14 protein-coding genes are annotated in these 15,902 nt (G+C 59.3%); 10 read left to right on the top strand and 4 right to left on the bottom strand.

The genetic code is table 11. The features are described 5' to 3' along the window. Positions 1-16: 16 nt before the first annotated feature. From F6R97_RS11320 to gcbA, 3 genes are all read right to left on the bottom strand, one after another. Positions 17-520 carry a hypothetical protein gene (locus tag F6R97_RS11320; protein WP_231669702.1) on the bottom strand — a complete coding sequence of 168 codons (504 nt, stop codon included), beginning with the start codon at positions 518-520 and terminating at the stop codon, positions 17-19. 136 nt (positions 521-656) lie between these two features. Then, positions 657-1,700 (bottom strand): methyl-accepting chemotaxis protein, encoded by a 1,044-nt coding sequence (locus F6R97_RS29590; protein ID WP_409999797.1) that lies wholly within the window; start codon positions 1,698-1,700, stop codon positions 657-659. Between the two features lie 954 nt (positions 1,701-2,654). After that, positions 2,655-4,325 carry a diguanylate cyclase GcbA gene (gcbA, locus tag F6R97_RS11310; protein ID WP_038978785.1) on the bottom strand — a complete coding sequence of 557 codons (1,671 nt, stop codon included), beginning with the start codon at positions 4,323-4,325 and terminating at the stop codon, positions 2,655-2,657. Positions 4,326-4,650: 325 nt separating this feature from the next. On the opposite strand from gcbA, the gene F6R97_RS11305 reads away from it, so the two are divergent. From F6R97_RS11305 to F6R97_RS11260, 10 genes are all read left to right on the top strand, one after another. After that, entirely contained in the window at positions 4,651-5,802 is a 1,152-nt protein-coding gene (locus tag F6R97_RS11305) for a DUF2515 family protein (RefSeq protein WP_038978786.1), read from the top strand. Beyond that, positions 5,799-6,482, top strand: a complete 684-nt coding sequence (locus F6R97_RS11300) for a hypothetical protein (protein WP_315866546.1) — start codon at positions 5,799-5,801, stop codon at positions 6,480-6,482. The genes F6R97_RS11305 and F6R97_RS11300 overlap by 4 nt, the downstream gene beginning before the upstream one ends. Before the next feature lie 14 nt (positions 6,483-6,496). Then, positions 6,497-7,003: an Hcp family type VI secretion system effector gene (locus tag F6R97_RS11295; RefSeq protein WP_038978788.1), complete on the top strand. Its 507-nt coding sequence runs from the start codon at positions 6,497-6,499 to the stop codon at positions 7,001-7,003. Then, positions 7,000-7,476, top strand: coding sequence for a hypothetical protein (locus F6R97_RS11290; RefSeq protein ID WP_038978789.1), 477 nt, complete (start codon positions 7,000-7,002; stop codon positions 7,474-7,476). Before F6R97_RS11295 ends, F6R97_RS11290 begins: the two co-directional genes overlap by 4 nt. A gap of 153 nt (positions 7,477-7,629) precedes the next feature. Beyond that, complete coding sequence (locus F6R97_RS11285; protein WP_008011254.1) at positions 7,630-8,697, top strand: DUF2333 family protein; 1,068 nt, start codon at positions 7,630-7,632, stop codon at positions 8,695-8,697. 3 nt (positions 8,698-8,700) lie between these two features. Then, entirely contained in the window at positions 8,701-9,270 is a 570-nt protein-coding gene (locus F6R97_RS11280; RefSeq protein WP_038978790.1) for an NUDIX hydrolase, read from the top strand. A 289-nt stretch (positions 9,271-9,559) separates the two neighbouring features. Beyond that, positions 9,560-9,931 carry a translation initiation factor Sui1 gene (locus tag F6R97_RS11275; protein ID WP_007907444.1) on the top strand — a complete coding sequence of 124 codons (372 nt, stop codon included), beginning with the start codon at positions 9,560-9,562 and terminating at the stop codon, positions 9,929-9,931. Positions 9,932-10,150: 219 nt separating this feature from the next. Beyond that, positions 10,151-12,064, top strand: a complete 1,914-nt coding sequence (gene speA, locus F6R97_RS11270; protein WP_007907445.1) for an arginine decarboxylase — start codon at positions 10,151-10,153, stop codon at positions 12,062-12,064. Between the two features lie 233 nt (positions 12,065-12,297). Beyond that, on the top strand, positions 12,298-13,608 hold the full coding sequence (locus F6R97_RS11265) for a contractile injection system protein, VgrG/Pvc8 family (RefSeq protein ID WP_315866545.1): 1,311 nt from the start codon (positions 12,298-12,300) through the stop codon (positions 13,606-13,608). Further along, positions 13,605-14,402, top strand: a complete 798-nt coding sequence (locus F6R97_RS11260; RefSeq protein ID WP_038978793.1) for a DUF4123 domain-containing protein — start codon at positions 13,605-13,607, stop codon at positions 14,400-14,402. Before F6R97_RS11265 ends, F6R97_RS11260 begins: the two co-directional genes overlap by 4 nt. A 12-nt stretch (positions 14,403-14,414) precedes the next feature. Here the strand turns inward: F6R97_RS11260 and F6R97_RS11255 are convergent, their stop codons facing one another. Then, positions 14,415-15,755, bottom strand: coding sequence for an MATE family efflux transporter (locus F6R97_RS11255; RefSeq protein WP_038978794.1), 1,341 nt, complete (start codon positions 15,753-15,755; stop codon positions 14,415-14,417). Positions 15,756-15,902: the final 147 nt, after the last annotated feature.

Below are 15,902 nucleotides of genomic sequence, written 5' to 3'. Positions count from 1 at the left end.
GTGGGCAGCGTCGAGCTTACTTTGTTGATTGATCGCTGGAGTGGTTGCACAAATTGATTGTTACAGGGGTGTAGTGGGTGCTGTTGGTATGCCGAAACAGCGTGCTGCTGTGATACTCGTAGACTTCCTGGTTGGTCGATACATTGATGACCGAGCCTTGGACATTGACCTTTATGGCTGGATCTCGGGTGACGAGAAACGGACCGGCAGTCTTGAGTTCAGACGCTATTTGTTCGTCGGATGTCAGTTCGCGATAGACATAGTATCGATAGCTGAATGGCACTGTTGCTCCACCTCGATCATCCTTGACACCGTAGATGAAGCCATTTTCGCCAAGGGGTAGTTTGAGTACTACATCGGTCAGCACCGGGGTGCTGGAAGACATAAGCCATGTCCAGCCGATGTAAACCAGGCATACCGCCAGCAGGCAGGAGGTGACGATTGTGTATGCGGTTTTATGGAGGCCAACTGCTATGTTTTCCTCCACAGATACGCTTGGGGGCGAAGGTGGAACTATCACGGGGCACTCCTGTGCTCGCACGATTAATTGAAGCGCTAAACCCTAGCATCAAAACGACGACTAAAAACCACCGCATAGCTAAATAGACGTTTCATACAATAGTCCAGCTCGTTAGTTGCGTTCGGGCCCGCAGCCCTTAGACTCGAAAGGCCTGAACGGCTGTATGCAACCGCCCGCCCAACACCAACAAATTCTCCCCCTGTTCACGCCCCTCGCCGATGCGCAGCAAGTTATCCCCACCCCATTGGTGAATCCGTTCACTGTGATCGCGGATCTCGCTGACAGCGCCGCTCTGCTGGGCAGTGACATCGGCGATGCGCACGGCGGTGTCGGAAATGGTCTGGATCGCCCCGACGATTTTATCCAGCGCACCGTCAGCCGCCTGAGCCTGATTGGCCGTGGCTTCGGCGTGTTCGACCTGAGCGCGCATGCCTTCGACCGATTGCCGCGCGGCGGTTTGCAGGCCGGCGATCAGCGTCTGGATCTCGGCCGTGGCCCCGGCGGTGCGTTGCGCCAGTGAGCGAACCTCTTCGGCAACTACCGCAAACCCTCGGCCCATTTCTCCGGCGCGGGCCGCTTCGATGGCGGCGTTCAGGGCCAGCAGGTTGGTCTGGTCGGCAATCGAGCGAATCACCGTTAGCACGCCGCCGATGGTCGCCGACTCCTCGGCCAGATGTTCGATCATCTGCGCGTTGCCTTGCACTTCCCCCACCAACGCATGCAGACCGGTGAGGCTCAGCCCGATCACTTTCTGACCGTGTTCTACCGCAAGCCCTGCATGGCGGCTGGCGTCGGCAGCCTGGCTGGCGTCGCCGGCAACTTGTTGAATCGTCGCCTCGAGTTCACCCAGAGAGTCGCGGATCAACGCGGTGTCGCCGGCCTGATGTTCGGCGCCGCTGTGCAGGTCATTGCTTAATTCGGCCAAGGTTCGGCTGCTGCCGGCGACTTGCTCGGCGTTGAGGCGAATGGTGCCGACCAGGTCGACCAGATAGGCGCGCAAGCGATTGAGCGAGGCTTGAATATCATGCAATTCGCGATTGGTCGCGCCCAGTTGAATGTCGCGGCTGAAGTCACCTTCGGCCCAGGTCGACAGCGCCGGGGCGAGGTTGGTCAGCGTTCGGGCCAGGCGTCGCTGCAAGGTATCGATGAGCAATGCGATCAGCAGAATCAGCCCGATCATCACCCCTTGCATCAACCGCACTTCGCTCTGAATCTGCCCGTGCTGGGCACGCACCACCGGCTCCAGCTCGGCGATGGACTGCTGCACGGCGGCGATTTTCAAGTGCGTCGCGGTGCTGAGGTCGGCGCGTTTCTGGATCTGTTCGCGAGTGCGCGCCAGTTCCGAAGGGTAGCGGGTGAGCAAGCTATTGAGTTCACGCTTGAGGCCGACGCCGGCATCTTCGGCGACGGTTTTCTCGGTGTTCTCCAGCCCCATCATCGCGGCGAAATCATCGGTGTTCGATTCAGTGCCGGCAGTCACACCAAGCAGCGGTAAAGCGTCCAGTTGCTCGGCTTGAGTGCGGATGTTGGCGACTTCGCGTTCGACATCGGCGGCCAGCTCGCTACGACCACTGCTGACCAGTTTGTCTCGGGCCAGTGACAGTTTGCCCAGATGCTGGGAGGCAACGAGCAAGGGCGTCAGATACGTCGCATTGCCGCTGGCGTATTGGCTGAGCTGATCGAGGCTGGCACCGAGTTCGCGCTCGGCTTGCAGCAGCAGTGCTTGCGGGTCGCCCGCGAGTTTGCCAGCGGCCAGCAGGTCGGTTTTGCTGAATTCAGCCAGGTTCGACAGGCTCGGACGCAAGGTGTCAGCCAATGCCGGTGGCAACTCACCGAGTTCCTTTTGCAAGGTGTCGAGGGCCTGACTGGCGCTGCTCAGGCGCAGGGCATTGCCGCTGGCCAGGTAATCCTCGACGTTGCGCGCCACTTCATTTTGGAACTGCTGAGACAGGCCCAAGTAACGCTCCATCAACAGATAGGGGCGCTCCAGGGCTTTTTGCGACCACCAGAGTGTGGCGCCAAGGGCCACGCACACGGCGACCAGAAGGAGGGTATTGAGATTGGTCAACAGCTTCAGGCGCATCATGGTCTACCAACGGCAGAATGGTAAGTGCCTGAAGTTATTGCGTTTCTGTTACAGAGTTATGACCGAATGGGTCGATTCCGATGAAAAAGTGGCACTTTGCTTTGACTCCCGCGCGGCTTGTACGCGGTTACGTCCGGCGTTCTTCGCACGGTACAGCGCCTCGTCCGCCTGGCTGGCCATCAGCAGGCTGTCAGAGTCTTCGCGCAATTCGACGACGCCGGCGCTGAAGGTGCACCAGAGGTCCTGGGGCTGAGCCGGGTAGTGAATTTCGGCAAAGCGCTGACGGATTTCATCGAGCACCTTGTAGGCCGATTCGATATCAGTGTCCGGCATGACGATGGCGAACTCTTCACCGCCGTAACGGCCGATGAAGTCGGTCTTGCGTAACCGTTGCTTGAGGAACAGCGCCAGGCTCTTGATCACCCGGTCGCCCATGGGATGGCCGTGGCCGTCGTTGACCCGTTTGAAGTGGTCGATGTCGAGCATCGCAAAGCTCAGCGGCTTGTTTTCGCGGCGGGCGCGGAATGAACAGTCTTCGAGCAATTGCAGAATGTGGGTGTGGTTGTACAAACCGGTCAGGCTGTCGCGCACCATCCGCGCCTTCAGATTGCGTGCTCGCGCCGCGCGGTTGCGCACGGTGGTGATCAGGTGCCGTGGCTTGATCGGTTTGGTGAGGAAATCGTCGCCGCCCTCGCTCATGGCGTCGAGTTGCTTGTCCAGGTCGTCTTCGGCCGACAGATAAATGATCGGCACGCTGACATAGCGGTCGTTATGCCGGATCACCTTGGCCAGTTCCGTGCCGGTGCAGGCCGGCATGTACATGTCGAGGATGATCAGGTCCGGCTGGAAGTCCGCCAGTTCGGCCATGGCCTGGATCGGTTCGATCAAGGTCCGCGTGACGATCCCGGCGCTGTTGAGCAGGCGTTCGGTGTGCAAGGCCTGGGCGCGAGAGTCGTCGATGATCAGCACTTTATAAGGTTCGTACTGGGCGACGCAGGTCAGGACTTCGATCTTTTCCAGCAGGCTCGAGGCTTCGAGGGTGCCGGTGAGAAATTCCTGGCCACCGGCGCGCACGGCGGCGAGGCGGGTCGGGGTATCGGTTTCGTGCAGGCTGAAAAACAACAGCGGCAAGGGCTGATCGAGGCCTTCCTGAGCTTCGGCCGCCAGTTTCAGACCGATGCCGGCGCCGCTGAAATCGACGTCCATGACAATCGCCGCCGGCAACCGCTCGACCATCGAGGAGCGGAACGCGGCGACACTGTCGAGGGATTGAGCGCTGAGCCCGAAGAATTCAAGTTGCTTGGCCAGCCGCTCGGCCCGGTCGTGATCCTGCAACATCACGTAGATCGGTTTGCGCAGCGGCGGCAGAAAAGTGTGTTCGAGCTGGTCGCCATGACGCAGGCCGGTGCGGGACAGGCGCTGCATCAGGCGATTGAGGTCAGTGATCAGTCCGCTGCTCAGACGTCCGCGATTGGCGTCGACCGCTTCCAGCGACTGGCCGATGTGGCGCGCCAGCTGGGTGTGTTCCGGCTGTTCGAAACGTTCGGCAAAGCGCAGCAAGCGCAGATTGGCCTCACTCAGCTCCGACAAGTCGGTGGTGGACCATTCGTTGCGTTGCAGGCGTTGCCATATCTCAAGAATTTGACGTGCCTGATGAATTACCCGCTGGGCAAAGTGGTGCTTGAGGCGCTCACGGCTGGGGTCTTCTGGCTCGGTCATATCCTGACTACTAGTTAGGGTGCATGCTGAGATCGACTGGTGGCTCTATGCTAGCACCTCTTTTCGATTGCATGAGTGTCGTACGTCAATAATCTGCAAAGCGACTTCATTCAGTTTCTGACCGGTCGGTTTTGTTTTTCCGGTCGATGTCCACATGAGCCAGCGTATAGGCTGTTTCTGGACGTTTCCCGCTTGTTTCAGAGGAACTTCCGAGCGTCCGGCATACGTCGTCTGTCAGGGATTTCTGATTTTTCATTGGCATGATTCGGGCGGCGTTTACGACTGTTAGGGTTCAGGGATTCCCTTAGACGCTCGTCCGCAAACCATGACCCAGTGTTTCAAAGAACACCCCATCGATGATCAGCGCCTGAATCACAACAGCACGCCCGTTGCTGACTGTGAGTGTAAGGAGGTGCGGCTTTATGGCAGCAAGACCCTGGTTACGGACGTGCCGATTCTTACTTGCTCATGCCTCTGGCGTACCTATCAGCGTGAGGCAGAAAAAATCGTCGCACCGGATGGTGAATTGATTGCTGACCCGGTAGAGCGTAACCGTGCGATCAATGCCGCTTACGCCCGATTGTGGCTGCATGACCGGCGCTTCCAGTGGGCAGGGTTAGCGGCCTTCGCCTCGAAGCAGGTTGGTTGCGGACTGCTCCATGCGGCGGACAGCATTGATCTTATTCGCGATGAGTATGAAGCGCGGCAGCGTTTGCGGGACAGTCGCCGTGAGTCAGGGATTTTGACTCCGGACAGGATGTCCGAACAGGCAGGCGCGTTGCGTGACTATAAAGAAGCCGATGCTCGCAATCCTGTGCCCTCTGTGGATTTCCGTTCCGCAGAAGAGGACTTGTCATTGGTGCAGCAACAATTCCGACATGTGTACGACATGATGGCGTTGGGGAATACCACGTTGTTTCTGGATGTTTATCCGCTGCATGAGTTTTATGCGAAGCGGGGATTGAAGGAGTTGAAGCAGTGCCTGGACGCTCGGGTCGAAATCTATGGGCATCCAAAGTTTCCGGTGCTATGGCCGGTTGGGCAGGAAAAGCTCCAGTTCGGACGGGATTATCCCGAAGTTTTGCTGGCTTTTGAGGCGATAGAAGCAGGGGACATTGCCAGGAGCGTGGAGTATTTGGCGTTGCATGAACAAAAAAATATTCTGCAGCCGACAATTTATAAAGACCGCCAACTGACAGCTTTGCTGCGAGGCAACCACGCTTCCTACGTCACAGGTTTTCCTTCAGGTGTTGCCCAGGCAATTGAGTTGACACTCACCAGTCAATGCCAGCGCGTCACGGATGGTCGCACCATCGGCTTTGGCAGCAACCCACTGGCGGACTTGTCAGAGATCAATCAGCGAATGGAGTTCGTACTTCAGGCAGCAGCACGCTTTGATCAGATGCTCAACGACCACAACCGTAATGCATTAGAACAGTCGATTAACGAGATCGTATCGAGCGGTAGCAAGCTATGAATCTGCGACCACGGCTGTTCGATTGGCGCTACGCGGCGAACCTTTTACTGCTGGCTGTCTTGACATGGGCCGCCATACATCAGCTGACGCAAACTCTCTGGGATGAACCCGAAATCGTCTTGGAAATGGGGGGGACGTATGAAGATCTGCGCAGAAACTCTTCAGCCCCCTTTAGTCCGGAGATACGCGGGCACATCTGGTTCGGTATTCCCATGACCGATGCAAGATTGCGATTCGTCGATCCGCAGTTTGGGTTCACCACGCCTGCGGCGCGCTTTTTTACTGTCGACTTTGATGACAATGTCATTTACGGCATCCGCATGTCCCCGCAGGTCGAGCCGCTACTAATCGATGATGCCCTCAAGGTGGTTCTCGACCTGCAAGACCAATGGCGTGAAAAAGGCTGGGTGGCGAAGGGGCTGCGAAGAAATCCCACGATCGCCGATACCCCTGAATGGCGAGCCTGGCTTCGGAAAGGGATTCTGCACGGGCAATCCAATTGGCAAGCCGGCGACAAGTATCAGGTCATGCTGGTCCTGGGTCGCTTCGAGGATTACCGAAATCCGACCGAAGAACGCTACCTCATCACCCTCGCACTCGCCAAACCCTGGACGCCCTTCGACGAAATCGAAGACATGTACGACGAACCCAGTCACTTCCCCGCCCCGCAACCCAACTAAAAAGGAGCCGCACCATGCCAACCCCCGCTTTCATGACCCTCAAAGGTGAACGACAAGGCTTGATCAGCGCCGGGGCCTTCACCGAGGCATCGGTGGGCAACGTCTACCAATTGGGTCGTGAAGACCAGATCATGATTCAGGCCCTCAGCCACGGCATCTTCGTACCGAAAGGGTCGGGAGCCGGGCGTCGGATGCACAAACCCCTGGTCGTCACCAAAGCCATCGACAAGGCATCACCGCTGATCAACATCGCTCTGTGCTCCGGGGAGTTGCTCAGCAAGTGCCGCGTCGAGTGGTATCGCACCTCGGCTCACGGAACGCAGGAGCATTTCTACACGATGGAGCTTGAAGACGCGGTGATCATCGGCGCCGAAGTGCTGATGCCGCATTGCCAGGATCCCGCTACTGCTTACCTCACTCAGCTGGAAAAGGTCCACTTCAGTTACCGACGGATCTATTGGCGGCATGAGATCAGCCGAACCATGGGCTCTGACGAATGGAGCGCCGAGACTCAAGTATGAGGCTGGTCAATGAAATGCATCTGTCCGCGTGGGAGCGCCAGCATGCATATTCCAGTGAGCAAGCGCTGGATCACGTGCGCCAGGCGTTGCTTGATCGGCAACCCGTCGAAGGCCTCGACGAGTTGCGTGCGGACCTGCTGATTGATATCGACAGCGAGGTGCTGGAGCAGGTCGAGCGTGGCGAATGGTGGCTGATCCGGGCGGAGGCTGACTTTGGCGACTGGCCGATACCGGTCCGGATCTTCGATCAGAAGATCATCGAATTGATGAAGAATCCGCCAGTCCAGGCCTCACGATCGCCAAGAATCTTCCGCCTCGTCGACAGCGTAACGGCCGAGCCGCTGGCGCAGCAGCATTACATCGCGACCGTGGACGGGCAGGCTGCCCAGAGAAAAACCGACGGCGAAGGCATCGCCCATCTTTTTGCGCCGGCCGAGGTGCGGCAGATTTCAATGGAGGTCATCGGCGTTTAGCGCGGGCATGGATGCTTGAGTTCATTGGCAACGGTTTCCACAGGTTCGGGCGGTAATTTTCGGGATAAGCCCAACGGCAGGTGCCGGTCAAAGGCACGTTGTTGTATGGTTGTGGTCGAACCGATGAACTCAAGTGATTGAAAGGATACCGCCATGCTGGACTGGAAGAACCGCACAGGCAGCGCGCCTGAGCGTGCCGCTGAACCGAAATCGGCCACCCGCAGTTATTTTGGCGGCCTGTTGTTCAGCCGGGCGCTGGCCACTCTGATTGTTCTTTACCTGTTGGTGGCGATCGCGCTGGGCTGGTACTGGAGCCAGGAGCCGGCGCTGTTCCCGGTTCAGCAGAATGCCCAGGTGGCGGCCGAGAAAGAAGGCAAGCAGATGGTTGTCGGGTACACCACGGTGGAAACCCTCAAGACCGTCGCCGGTACTTTGCTGACCAAACCGGGGGGCTATATTTCCAACGACCGTTTCCCGCCGGGCCTGTGGATGGACAACATGCCGAGCTGGGAATATGGCGTGCTGGTCCAGGTCCGCGACCTGAGTCGTGCGTTGCGTAAAGACTTCGCCCGCTCGCAGTCGCAGTCCGCCGAAGACGCCGACCTGGCCAAGGCCGAGCCGCGTTTCAACTTCGACAACAAAAGCTGGGTGCTGCCATCCAGTGAGTCCGAGTATCAGGAAGGCATCAACTCCCTGAGCCGTTATCAGGCACGTCTGTCGGGGCCTGACCAGAAAAGTGCGCTGTTCTATGCCCGCGCCGACAACCTGAACAACTGGTTGGGTGATGTGGGAACCCGTTTGGGTTCGCTGTCACAACGGCTGTCGGCCAGTGTTGGCCGGGTCAAGCTCAACACCGCACTGAAAACCGAAGTCCCGGCGCTCGGTCAGGTGCCGCAGGTTGACGAAGAAGTCGTCGAAACCCCGTGGCTGCAGATCGATAACGTGTTCTACGAAGCCCGCGGTCAGGCCTGGGCGTTGTCCCACCTGTTGCGTGCCATCGAAGTCGACTTCGCCGATGTACTGGCGAAGAAGAACGCCACGGTCAGCGTGCGCCAGATCATTCGTGAACTGGAAGCCTCGCAAGAACCGGTCTGGAGCCCGATGATCCTCAACGGCAGCGGCTTCGGTGTGCTGGCCAACCACTCGCTGGTCATGGCCAATTACATCTCCCGGGCCAACGCTGCGGTGATCGATTTGCGTCAGTTGCTCAATCAGGGCTGAGTCATGGTTGATAACTCCGTCGATGACATGCGTGAGGCCGCCCATCGCGCGGCCTCCGATGCCGAACAGATCGCCTGGGTCGACGAGCAGGACAACCTGCTTGGCGCGCTGGTTCGCTCCGAGCTGCGCGAACGCGAACTGATCGGGCGCGGCACCTACATCATGCTGTTCAATTCCGCCGGTGAACTGTGCGTACACAGGCGCACCCTGAGCAAAGCGATATACCCCGGTTACTGGGACGTAGCGGCCGGCGGCATGGTGCTGGCCACTGAGACTTACGCCGAATCGGCGGCCCGTGAGCTGGAAGAAGAGTTGGGCGTGAGCGGTGTGGAACTGACCGCCCATGATCACTTTTTCTTCGAGGACACCGGCAACCGACTCTGGTGTTCGGCGTTTTCGGCGGTGTGGGACGGTCCGTTGATCCTGCAGCCGGAAGAAGTGCTGGAAGCGCGCTTCATCCCGATCGATCAGGTCCTGCTGGAAATCACGCAGAAGCCTTATTGCCCGGACTCTCTGGCGGCCTTGCAGCGCTATCTTCGCGCCCAAGGGAATAACGTCGCAAAAGAGCTATAAATTGGCGCCGATTGGCTCTTAGCAATCGGCGTTTTTGCCGTTACACTGCGCGACCTTTTCAAACTGAACCGGTAATGCTTGTTGTAGGAGCTGACGAGTGCAACGAGGCTGCGATCTTTTGATCTTGATTTAACGGCAAAATCAAAAGATCGCAGCCTCGTTGCACTCGTCAGCTCCTACGCTCATACACAGAGCTGTACCGTTTCAGTAGCGCTGCCCCTGCCTGAGTGGGGCTTCGCGGTCGATGGCCTTGCCACGACCAGTCTTTGTCCTCCCAAGAGGATTGCCGGTGGCCAAAAAAGCCGCATCCTTCGCCGCCCTTGGTGGCTTGGTATTTTCCACCGACGCAGGTCGTCATTGCCCGGATTGCAGTCAACCGGTGGATGCCTGCATCTGCAAACAAACCGTTATCCCGGCCGGCGACGGCATCGCTCGCGTGCGTCGCGAAAGCAAGGGCCGTGGCGGCAAGACGGTGACCACCATCACCGGTGTGCCGTTGGCCGAAGACGCGCTCAAGGATCTGGCCACTACGTTGAAGAAACGTTGCGGGACCGGTGGGGCGTTGAAAGACGGGATCATCGAAATCCAGGGCGATCATGTCGAGCTACTCTTGGCCGAGCTGATCAAACACGGTTTCAAGGCGAAGAAGTCCGGCGGCTAGCAGCCTCTGTGAAAACCACCCGCGGCTTGATCCAGTCCCGATTTCATTCTGGTCTGGCGTCGTCTTCATGGTTTTCACAGAGCCTGTTCATGACCGGTTTCTAAACTCACCGCGGTCAGCGAGGTCTACCCCCTCGTTGACGAACCGTCATTTTCATTCTTTAGACTGCGCCGGCCTGAACCCAGGCGACGCTCTATGACTTCTTTATAGGGGACTTCGATGTCCGTACGACGCACACGCAAAGACGATGGCAGCCAATGGACAGTTGCGGACAGCCGCAGTGTTTACGGGATTCGCCATTGGGGGGCCGGGTATTTCGCGATCAATGACGCCGGTCGCGTCGAAGTTCGTCCGAACGGTCCGACCAGTTCGCCTATCGACCTCTTCGAGCAAGTCGACCAACTGCGCAAAAGCGGTTTGTCCTTGCCGTTGCTGGTGCGTTTCCCTGACATCCTGCAAGACCGCGTACGTCAGTTGACCGGCGCGTTCGACGCCAACATCGAGCGCCTGGAATACCAGAGCAAGTACACCGCGCTGTACCCGATCAAGGTCAACCAGCAGGAAGCGGTGATCGAAAACATCATCGCCACCCAGGACGTTTCCATCGGTCTGGAAGCCGGCTCCAAGCCGGAACTGCTGGCGGTACTGGCGCTGGCACCGAAGGGCGGCACCATCGTCTGCAACGGTTACAAGGACCGCGAGTTCATCCGTCTGGCGCTGATGGGCCAGAAGCTCGGCCACAACGTGTTCATCGTGATCGAGAAAGAATCTGAAGTCGGTCTGGTGATCGAAGAAGCGGCGTCGCTCAAGGTCAAGCCGCAGGTCGGCTTGCGCGTGCGTCTGTCGTCCCTGGCGTCAAGCAAGTGGGCAGACACCGGTGGTGAAAAATCCAAGTTCGGCCTGTCGGCGGCGCAACTGCTGTCGGTGGTCGAGCGTTTCCGCGCTGCAGGCCTGGACCAAGGCATTCGCCTGCTGCACTTCCACATGGGTTCGCAGATCGCCAACCTGGCGGACTACCAGCACGGCTTCAAGGAAGCGATCCGTTATTACGGCGAGCTGCGCAACCTTGGCCTGCCGGTGGATCACATCGACGTCGGCGGCGGTTTGGGTGTGGACTACGACGGTACTCACTCGCGTAACGCCAGTTCGATCAACTACGACATGGACGATTACGCCGGTGTCGTGGTCGGGATGCTCAAGGAGTTCTGCGACGCGCAGAGCCTGCCGCACCCGAACATCTTCTCTGAAAGCGGCCGCTCCCTGACCGCTCACCACGCCATGCTGGTGGTTCAGGTAACCGACGTCGAGAAACACAACGACGACGTGCCGAAGATCGATAACAAGGAAGAGCTGCCGGAAACCGTGCAGTGGCTGGTTGACCTGCTCGGCCCGACCGATATTGAAATGGTCACCGAAACCTACTGGCGCGCCACGCACTACATGAGCGACGTGGCCACTCAGTACGCCGATGGCAAGCTGACCCTGGCGCAAAAAGCCCTGGCCGAGCAATGCTACTTCGCCGTTTGCCGCCGCCTGCACAACTCGTTGAAGGCCCGTCAGCGTTCCCACCGTCAGGTGCTCGACGAACTCAACGACAAGCTGGCCGACAAGTACATCTGCAACTTCTCGGTATTCCAGAGCCTGCCGGACACCTGGGCCATTGGACAGGTCCTGCCGATCCTGCCGCTGCACCGTCTCGACGAAGAGCCGCTGCGCCGTGCGGTGCTGCAAGACCTGACCTGCGACTCCGACGGCAAGATCAAGCAGTACGTCGACGAGCAGAGCATCGAGACCAGTTTGCCGGTGCACGGTTTGAACGAAGGCGAAGACTATCTGCTGGGGATCTTCCTGGTGGGTGCCTACCAGGAAATTCTCGGCGACATGCACAACCTGTTCGGTGACACCGACTCGGTGAACATCTACCAGAACGCCGACGGCAGCGTGTACCACGCCGGTATCGAAACCCACGACACCATCGAAGACATGCTGCGTTACGTGCACTTGTCGCCGGAGGAGCTGATGACCCACTACCGCGACAAGTGCGCCAGTGCCCGCATCAGCGCCGCCGAGCGCACCCAGTTCCTCGATGCCTTGCGTTTGGGCCTGACCCGTTCGTCTTACCTGTCTTCTTGAGGTAAGGCTCCGTTCTCATCGGGTTGTCTGAAAATTCTCCATACGTTGGGGAAATTTCAGATGACCCGGTGCGACACTTCTCTCTTTTTAAGCGAAATGACCCACGGACCGGGCTATCCAAGCGATGTGGTCTTCTTTTCACGTAGGCCATTTCCTAAGTTGTACTTCGGCACTCTACTCGGCCATGTCTCTCAGCGAGAATCCCCGGCCGCCCCTCCTGTAGAGAATCGCCGATGTTCGATCCAGTCAACGAGCCGTCATTTCGTCTGGATATAGCGGGTCTTCCTGACCCCTTTGAGGTCTTGGCCTTTACCGGTAGTGAAGCCATCAGCGAGCCTTTTGTGTTCGACGTGGATCTGCTGAACATTGAACCAACGTTGGACCTCGCAAGCCTGCTGTATCGCTCGGCCTTTTTGCACTTCGGGCCCTTGGGGCAGGGTATTCACGGGCAGTTGCTGGGCCTCGTTCAGCTCGGCAATGGAGGTGAACCCAGGTTATGTCGTGTGCGTCTTGGGCCCAGGCTGGCGTGTCTGGCCCAGCGCTTCAATCAGCGGATATTCAGCCAGCGCTCGGTGCCGGAGATTCTCGCTCAGGTGCTCAAGGAACACGGTATTGCCGACAAGAGTCGGCGCTTCGACCTGAGCGGCGATTACCCGTCCCGTGATTTCTGCACGCAGTACCGGGAATCAGACCTGCAATTTCTCCAGCGTCTGTGCGCCCAGGAACGGCTTCATTACTACTTCGAACACGGCTCACGTGGACACTGTCTGGTTTTCGGTGATGGCCTGGGGCAGTTTATCCGTGGCGAAGAGAGCGTCTTCAAGGGTGAGATCGAACGGCCAGGTGTGCATCAGTTCAAGCTTCACGGTTGCGGGCAGATCGCCGAAGGCCAGACGAATCTGGCGACGTTGCGCAGCGGCCAACTGATGCCGCTGTCCGGCCATCCGTGTGTGGACTGGAATCGACTCTGGCTACTGACCCATGTCGAGCATCAAGGGGGCCAGGAACCGGGGCTTCCCTATAGCAATCAACTGCGCGCCGTTGGGCAGGAAATGCCTTTGGTGGCACCTCATTCGGGCGTGAAACCCAGGATGCATAGCCTGCAGCGGGCGTGGGTGGTCGAGGTCGATGAGTCTCAACCGGATCTGTCCAGATCGGTTGCCGTGCAGTTTGACTGGCTTTACCAGGGGGAGGGCGCAGCGCCCAGCCACTGCTGGTTGCCGTTGGCTCCCGAGCTGGAAGGCGCGGGCACCCTGCCGTTGAGTGAAGGGGCGCAGGTGCTGGTGAGCTTTATCGAAGGCGATCCGGATCAACCCTTGATCAGCGGATTTCTACCCGGCGCAGATCCAGTCATACCCGACCTGCAACCCTCCTTGACGACCGATGCCGGCCCGGCGTTCGACGGCTTGTTGGGCATGCTGCAATCCAGCGAACCCTTGGTCCTCCTGTGCCTGCTGCCCGGCGGCGGCAGTTTCAGTCATTGCGCGCAGTCCTTTTGCACCTGCCGGGCGGCGATGCAGCTCGGCCAGAGCGGTGCGGCATGATCGCCGCTCAAGCGGTCGATCCGACCCCGCAATGGCTGTTGCTCGATGTTCCGGGCGTGCCTCAGGCCGGCGCGAGTTTGCGGCAACAGTTTGTTCATGCCCGATGGTTCAGCCTGTTCGAAGGCACCGAATTTCACCCCTTGCGTGAGCGCGGGCCGGTGTTGGTCGACCTTCGCGAATGCCCGGCATTGGCCGAGCTGTGCCAAAGTGCGCCACATACCTGGAGCGGGTTGCTGCTGGTCAGTGAAGCATCGTCATCGCAGCTGCTGGAGCATTTGCGACGCATGCTCGCGGTCACCTTGGGTCTGCATCACCGGGCCTTGTTGAGTTACTACAACCCACACACGGCGAGTTATTTTTTCGATGCTTGCGATGCGCAGGAGCTGAGTCGCTGGCTCGGTCCGATCGATCAGTTGCGCTGGTTCGGCGGCACCTGGGCCGACCGGGCCATAGGCTGTCAGGGCTGGCAGCAGTTGTTCAATCCGCGGCTTGCCGTCCGGCCGCTGGCCATCGAAGAAAACCTCAGCCTGCGTCAGCGAGAGACCTTGCAAACCTGCCTGCTGGAACAACACACCTGGCGCTGGAGCCGATCCACCAACACCGACTACAACAGCTTGTGGGCTTACTTGCAGGAAGGACTGGCGCTGGGTTTCAGCGAACGTGCGGTGCTCGATGGCTGGTTATGGTTGCGCTTGCAGCATCCCTACGCAGTGGCCGGGCAGCCGTTGTCGGGAGCCACCCAGCAGGAGCGTCTCGATAGATTGCGCAACCTGTGGCAGAACGATCAACCCTGAAGCAGACCCTCGTCATCCATTGAGCCAGCTGTCGTGCTTGCGCAAGTACCAGGCAAACGCGCCAAGGGTCAGGCTGCGCAGCAACATGAACAACAGGAAGGTTATCCACAATCCATGGTTGCCCAAGCCTTGCAGCGCCCAGGCGAAGGGCAGCAGCAGGATCAACGTCAGCAGCATGCCGTTGCGCATTTCCCGAGCGCGGGTGGCGCCGATGAACAGGCCGTCGAGCAGGTAACTCCAGACAGCAATCAGCGGCAGCACCGCGAGGTAAGGCAGGTAAAGGAAGGCGGTGTCGCGCACGCTCTGGATGTCGGTCTGCATCTCGATGAACAGGTGCCCGGCGAGCAGAAACAGCAAGGCAAACCCCACACTCGCCAGCAACGACCAACCGCACGCCACCACCAATGAGCGGCGCAGGGCCTCTCGGTCGCGAGCACCGATGGCGTGTCCGCACAGTGCTTCGACTGCGTGGGCCAAACCGTCCAGCGCGTGGGCGGTCAGCAGCAGACCGTTAAGCAGCAACGCATTGGCGGCAACTGTGGCATCGCCGAGCCGTGCGCCCTGCACAGTGATCAGGAAAAACACCGACTGCAACGCCAGGCTGCGGATGAAGATGTCGCGATTGACCGCCAGTAATGGGCGCCAACTCTGCCACAACGCCAGCGCGGCCCAGGCGATATGGCCGGGGTAGGCGCGCAGGGCTTTGCGGGTCATGAACAGGCCGATCAGTGCGCCGGTCCACTCGGCGATCACCGAGGCCCGGGCCGCGCCGACCACACCCCACTCCAGGCCGAGCACGAACCACAGGTTCAGCGCGATATTGACCAGGTTGGTGCTCAGCAGAATCGCCAGCGGAGCTCGAGCGTTCTGGGTGCCGAGGAACCAGCCCACCAGCGCGTAACTGGCCAGCGCCGCCGGCAAGCCGAACAGCCGTGTGTGGAAGAATTCGCGGGTGAGCTGATCCAGCTCCGCCGACGGTTGCATGAAGTGCAACGCGACCCCGCTCAACGGCACGCCCAGCGTCCCTAAAAGAATGGCCAGGCCCATGGCCAACAGCAGACCCTGGAGCAAAATCTGCCGCAACGCTGCGCCATCCCCACGCCCGGCAGCCTGGGCGGCGAACCCGGTGGAGCCCATGCGCAGAAAGCCCATGGCCCAGGCAAGAAAGGTATACAGACTGGCACCCACTGCGACAGCACCGAGCTGATGAGCATGGGGCAGGTGGCCGACGACGGTACTGTCGACCAGCGCCACCAGCGGTACGGAAATGTTCGAGAGAATCATCGGGGCGGCGAGCGCCCAGACTCGACGATGGGTCGGACGGTCGCGCCAGTCGGCAATCAGGTTGGGCATGCAGGCTCCTTGGGGGCGCCTGCATTGTAGCGGCAGATTGTGTTCAGTTAAGCGAACGCAATCTACAAAACATCAGAGATCTAATGTGGGAGCGGGCTTGCTCGCGAAGGCTTTCTTACATTCAACATGTCAGTCGACTGACACACC

It is taken from the genome of Pseudomonas sp. JV414, assembly GCF_032424305.1.
Lineage (GTDB): Bacteria > Pseudomonadota > Gammaproteobacteria > Pseudomonadales > Pseudomonadaceae > Aquipseudomonas > Aquipseudomonas lini.
This window is presented reverse-complemented; position numbering and strand designations above follow the sequence as displayed.

Excerpts from the sequence above, each read along its gene's own strand:
- F6R97_RS11305 (WP_038978786.1), top strand. The coding sequence starts at position 4,651 with ATGACCCAGTGTTTCAAAGAACACCCCATCGATGATCAGCGCCTGAAT.
- F6R97_RS11285 (WP_008011254.1), top strand. The coding sequence starts at position 7,630 with ATGCTGGACTGGAAGAACCGCACAGGCAGCGCGCCTGAGCGTGCCGCT.
- F6R97_RS11295 (WP_038978788.1), top strand. The coding sequence starts at position 6,497 with ATGCCAACCCCCGCTTTCATGACCCTCAAAGGTGAACGACAAGGCTTG.
- gcbA (WP_038978785.1), bottom strand. The coding sequence starts at position 4,325 with ATGACCGAGCCAGAAGACCCCAGCCGTGAGCGCCTCAAGCACCACTTT.
- F6R97_RS11265 (WP_315866545.1), top strand. The coding sequence starts at position 12,298 with ATGTTCGATCCAGTCAACGAGCCGTCATTTCGTCTGGATATAGCGGGT.
- F6R97_RS29590 (WP_409999797.1), bottom strand. The coding sequence starts at position 1,700 with ATGATCGGGCTGATTCTGCTGATCGCATTGCTCATCGATACCTTGCAG.
- speA (WP_007907445.1), top strand. The coding sequence starts at position 10,151 with ATGTCCGTACGACGCACACGCAAAGACGATGGCAGCCAATGGACAGTT.
- F6R97_RS11255 (WP_038978794.1), bottom strand. The coding sequence starts at position 15,755 with ATGCCCAACCTGATTGCCGACTGGCGCGACCGTCCGACCCATCGTCGA.
- F6R97_RS11300 (WP_315866546.1), top strand. The coding sequence starts at position 5,799 with ATGAATCTGCGACCACGGCTGTTCGATTGGCGCTACGCGGCGAACCTT.
- F6R97_RS11290 (WP_038978789.1), top strand. The coding sequence starts at position 7,000 with ATGAGGCTGGTCAATGAAATGCATCTGTCCGCGTGGGAGCGCCAGCAT.
- F6R97_RS11260 (WP_038978793.1), top strand. The coding sequence starts at position 13,605 with ATGATCGCCGCTCAAGCGGTCGATCCGACCCCGCAATGGCTGTTGCTC.
- F6R97_RS11280 (WP_038978790.1), top strand. The coding sequence starts at position 8,701 with ATGGTTGATAACTCCGTCGATGACATGCGTGAGGCCGCCCATCGCGCG.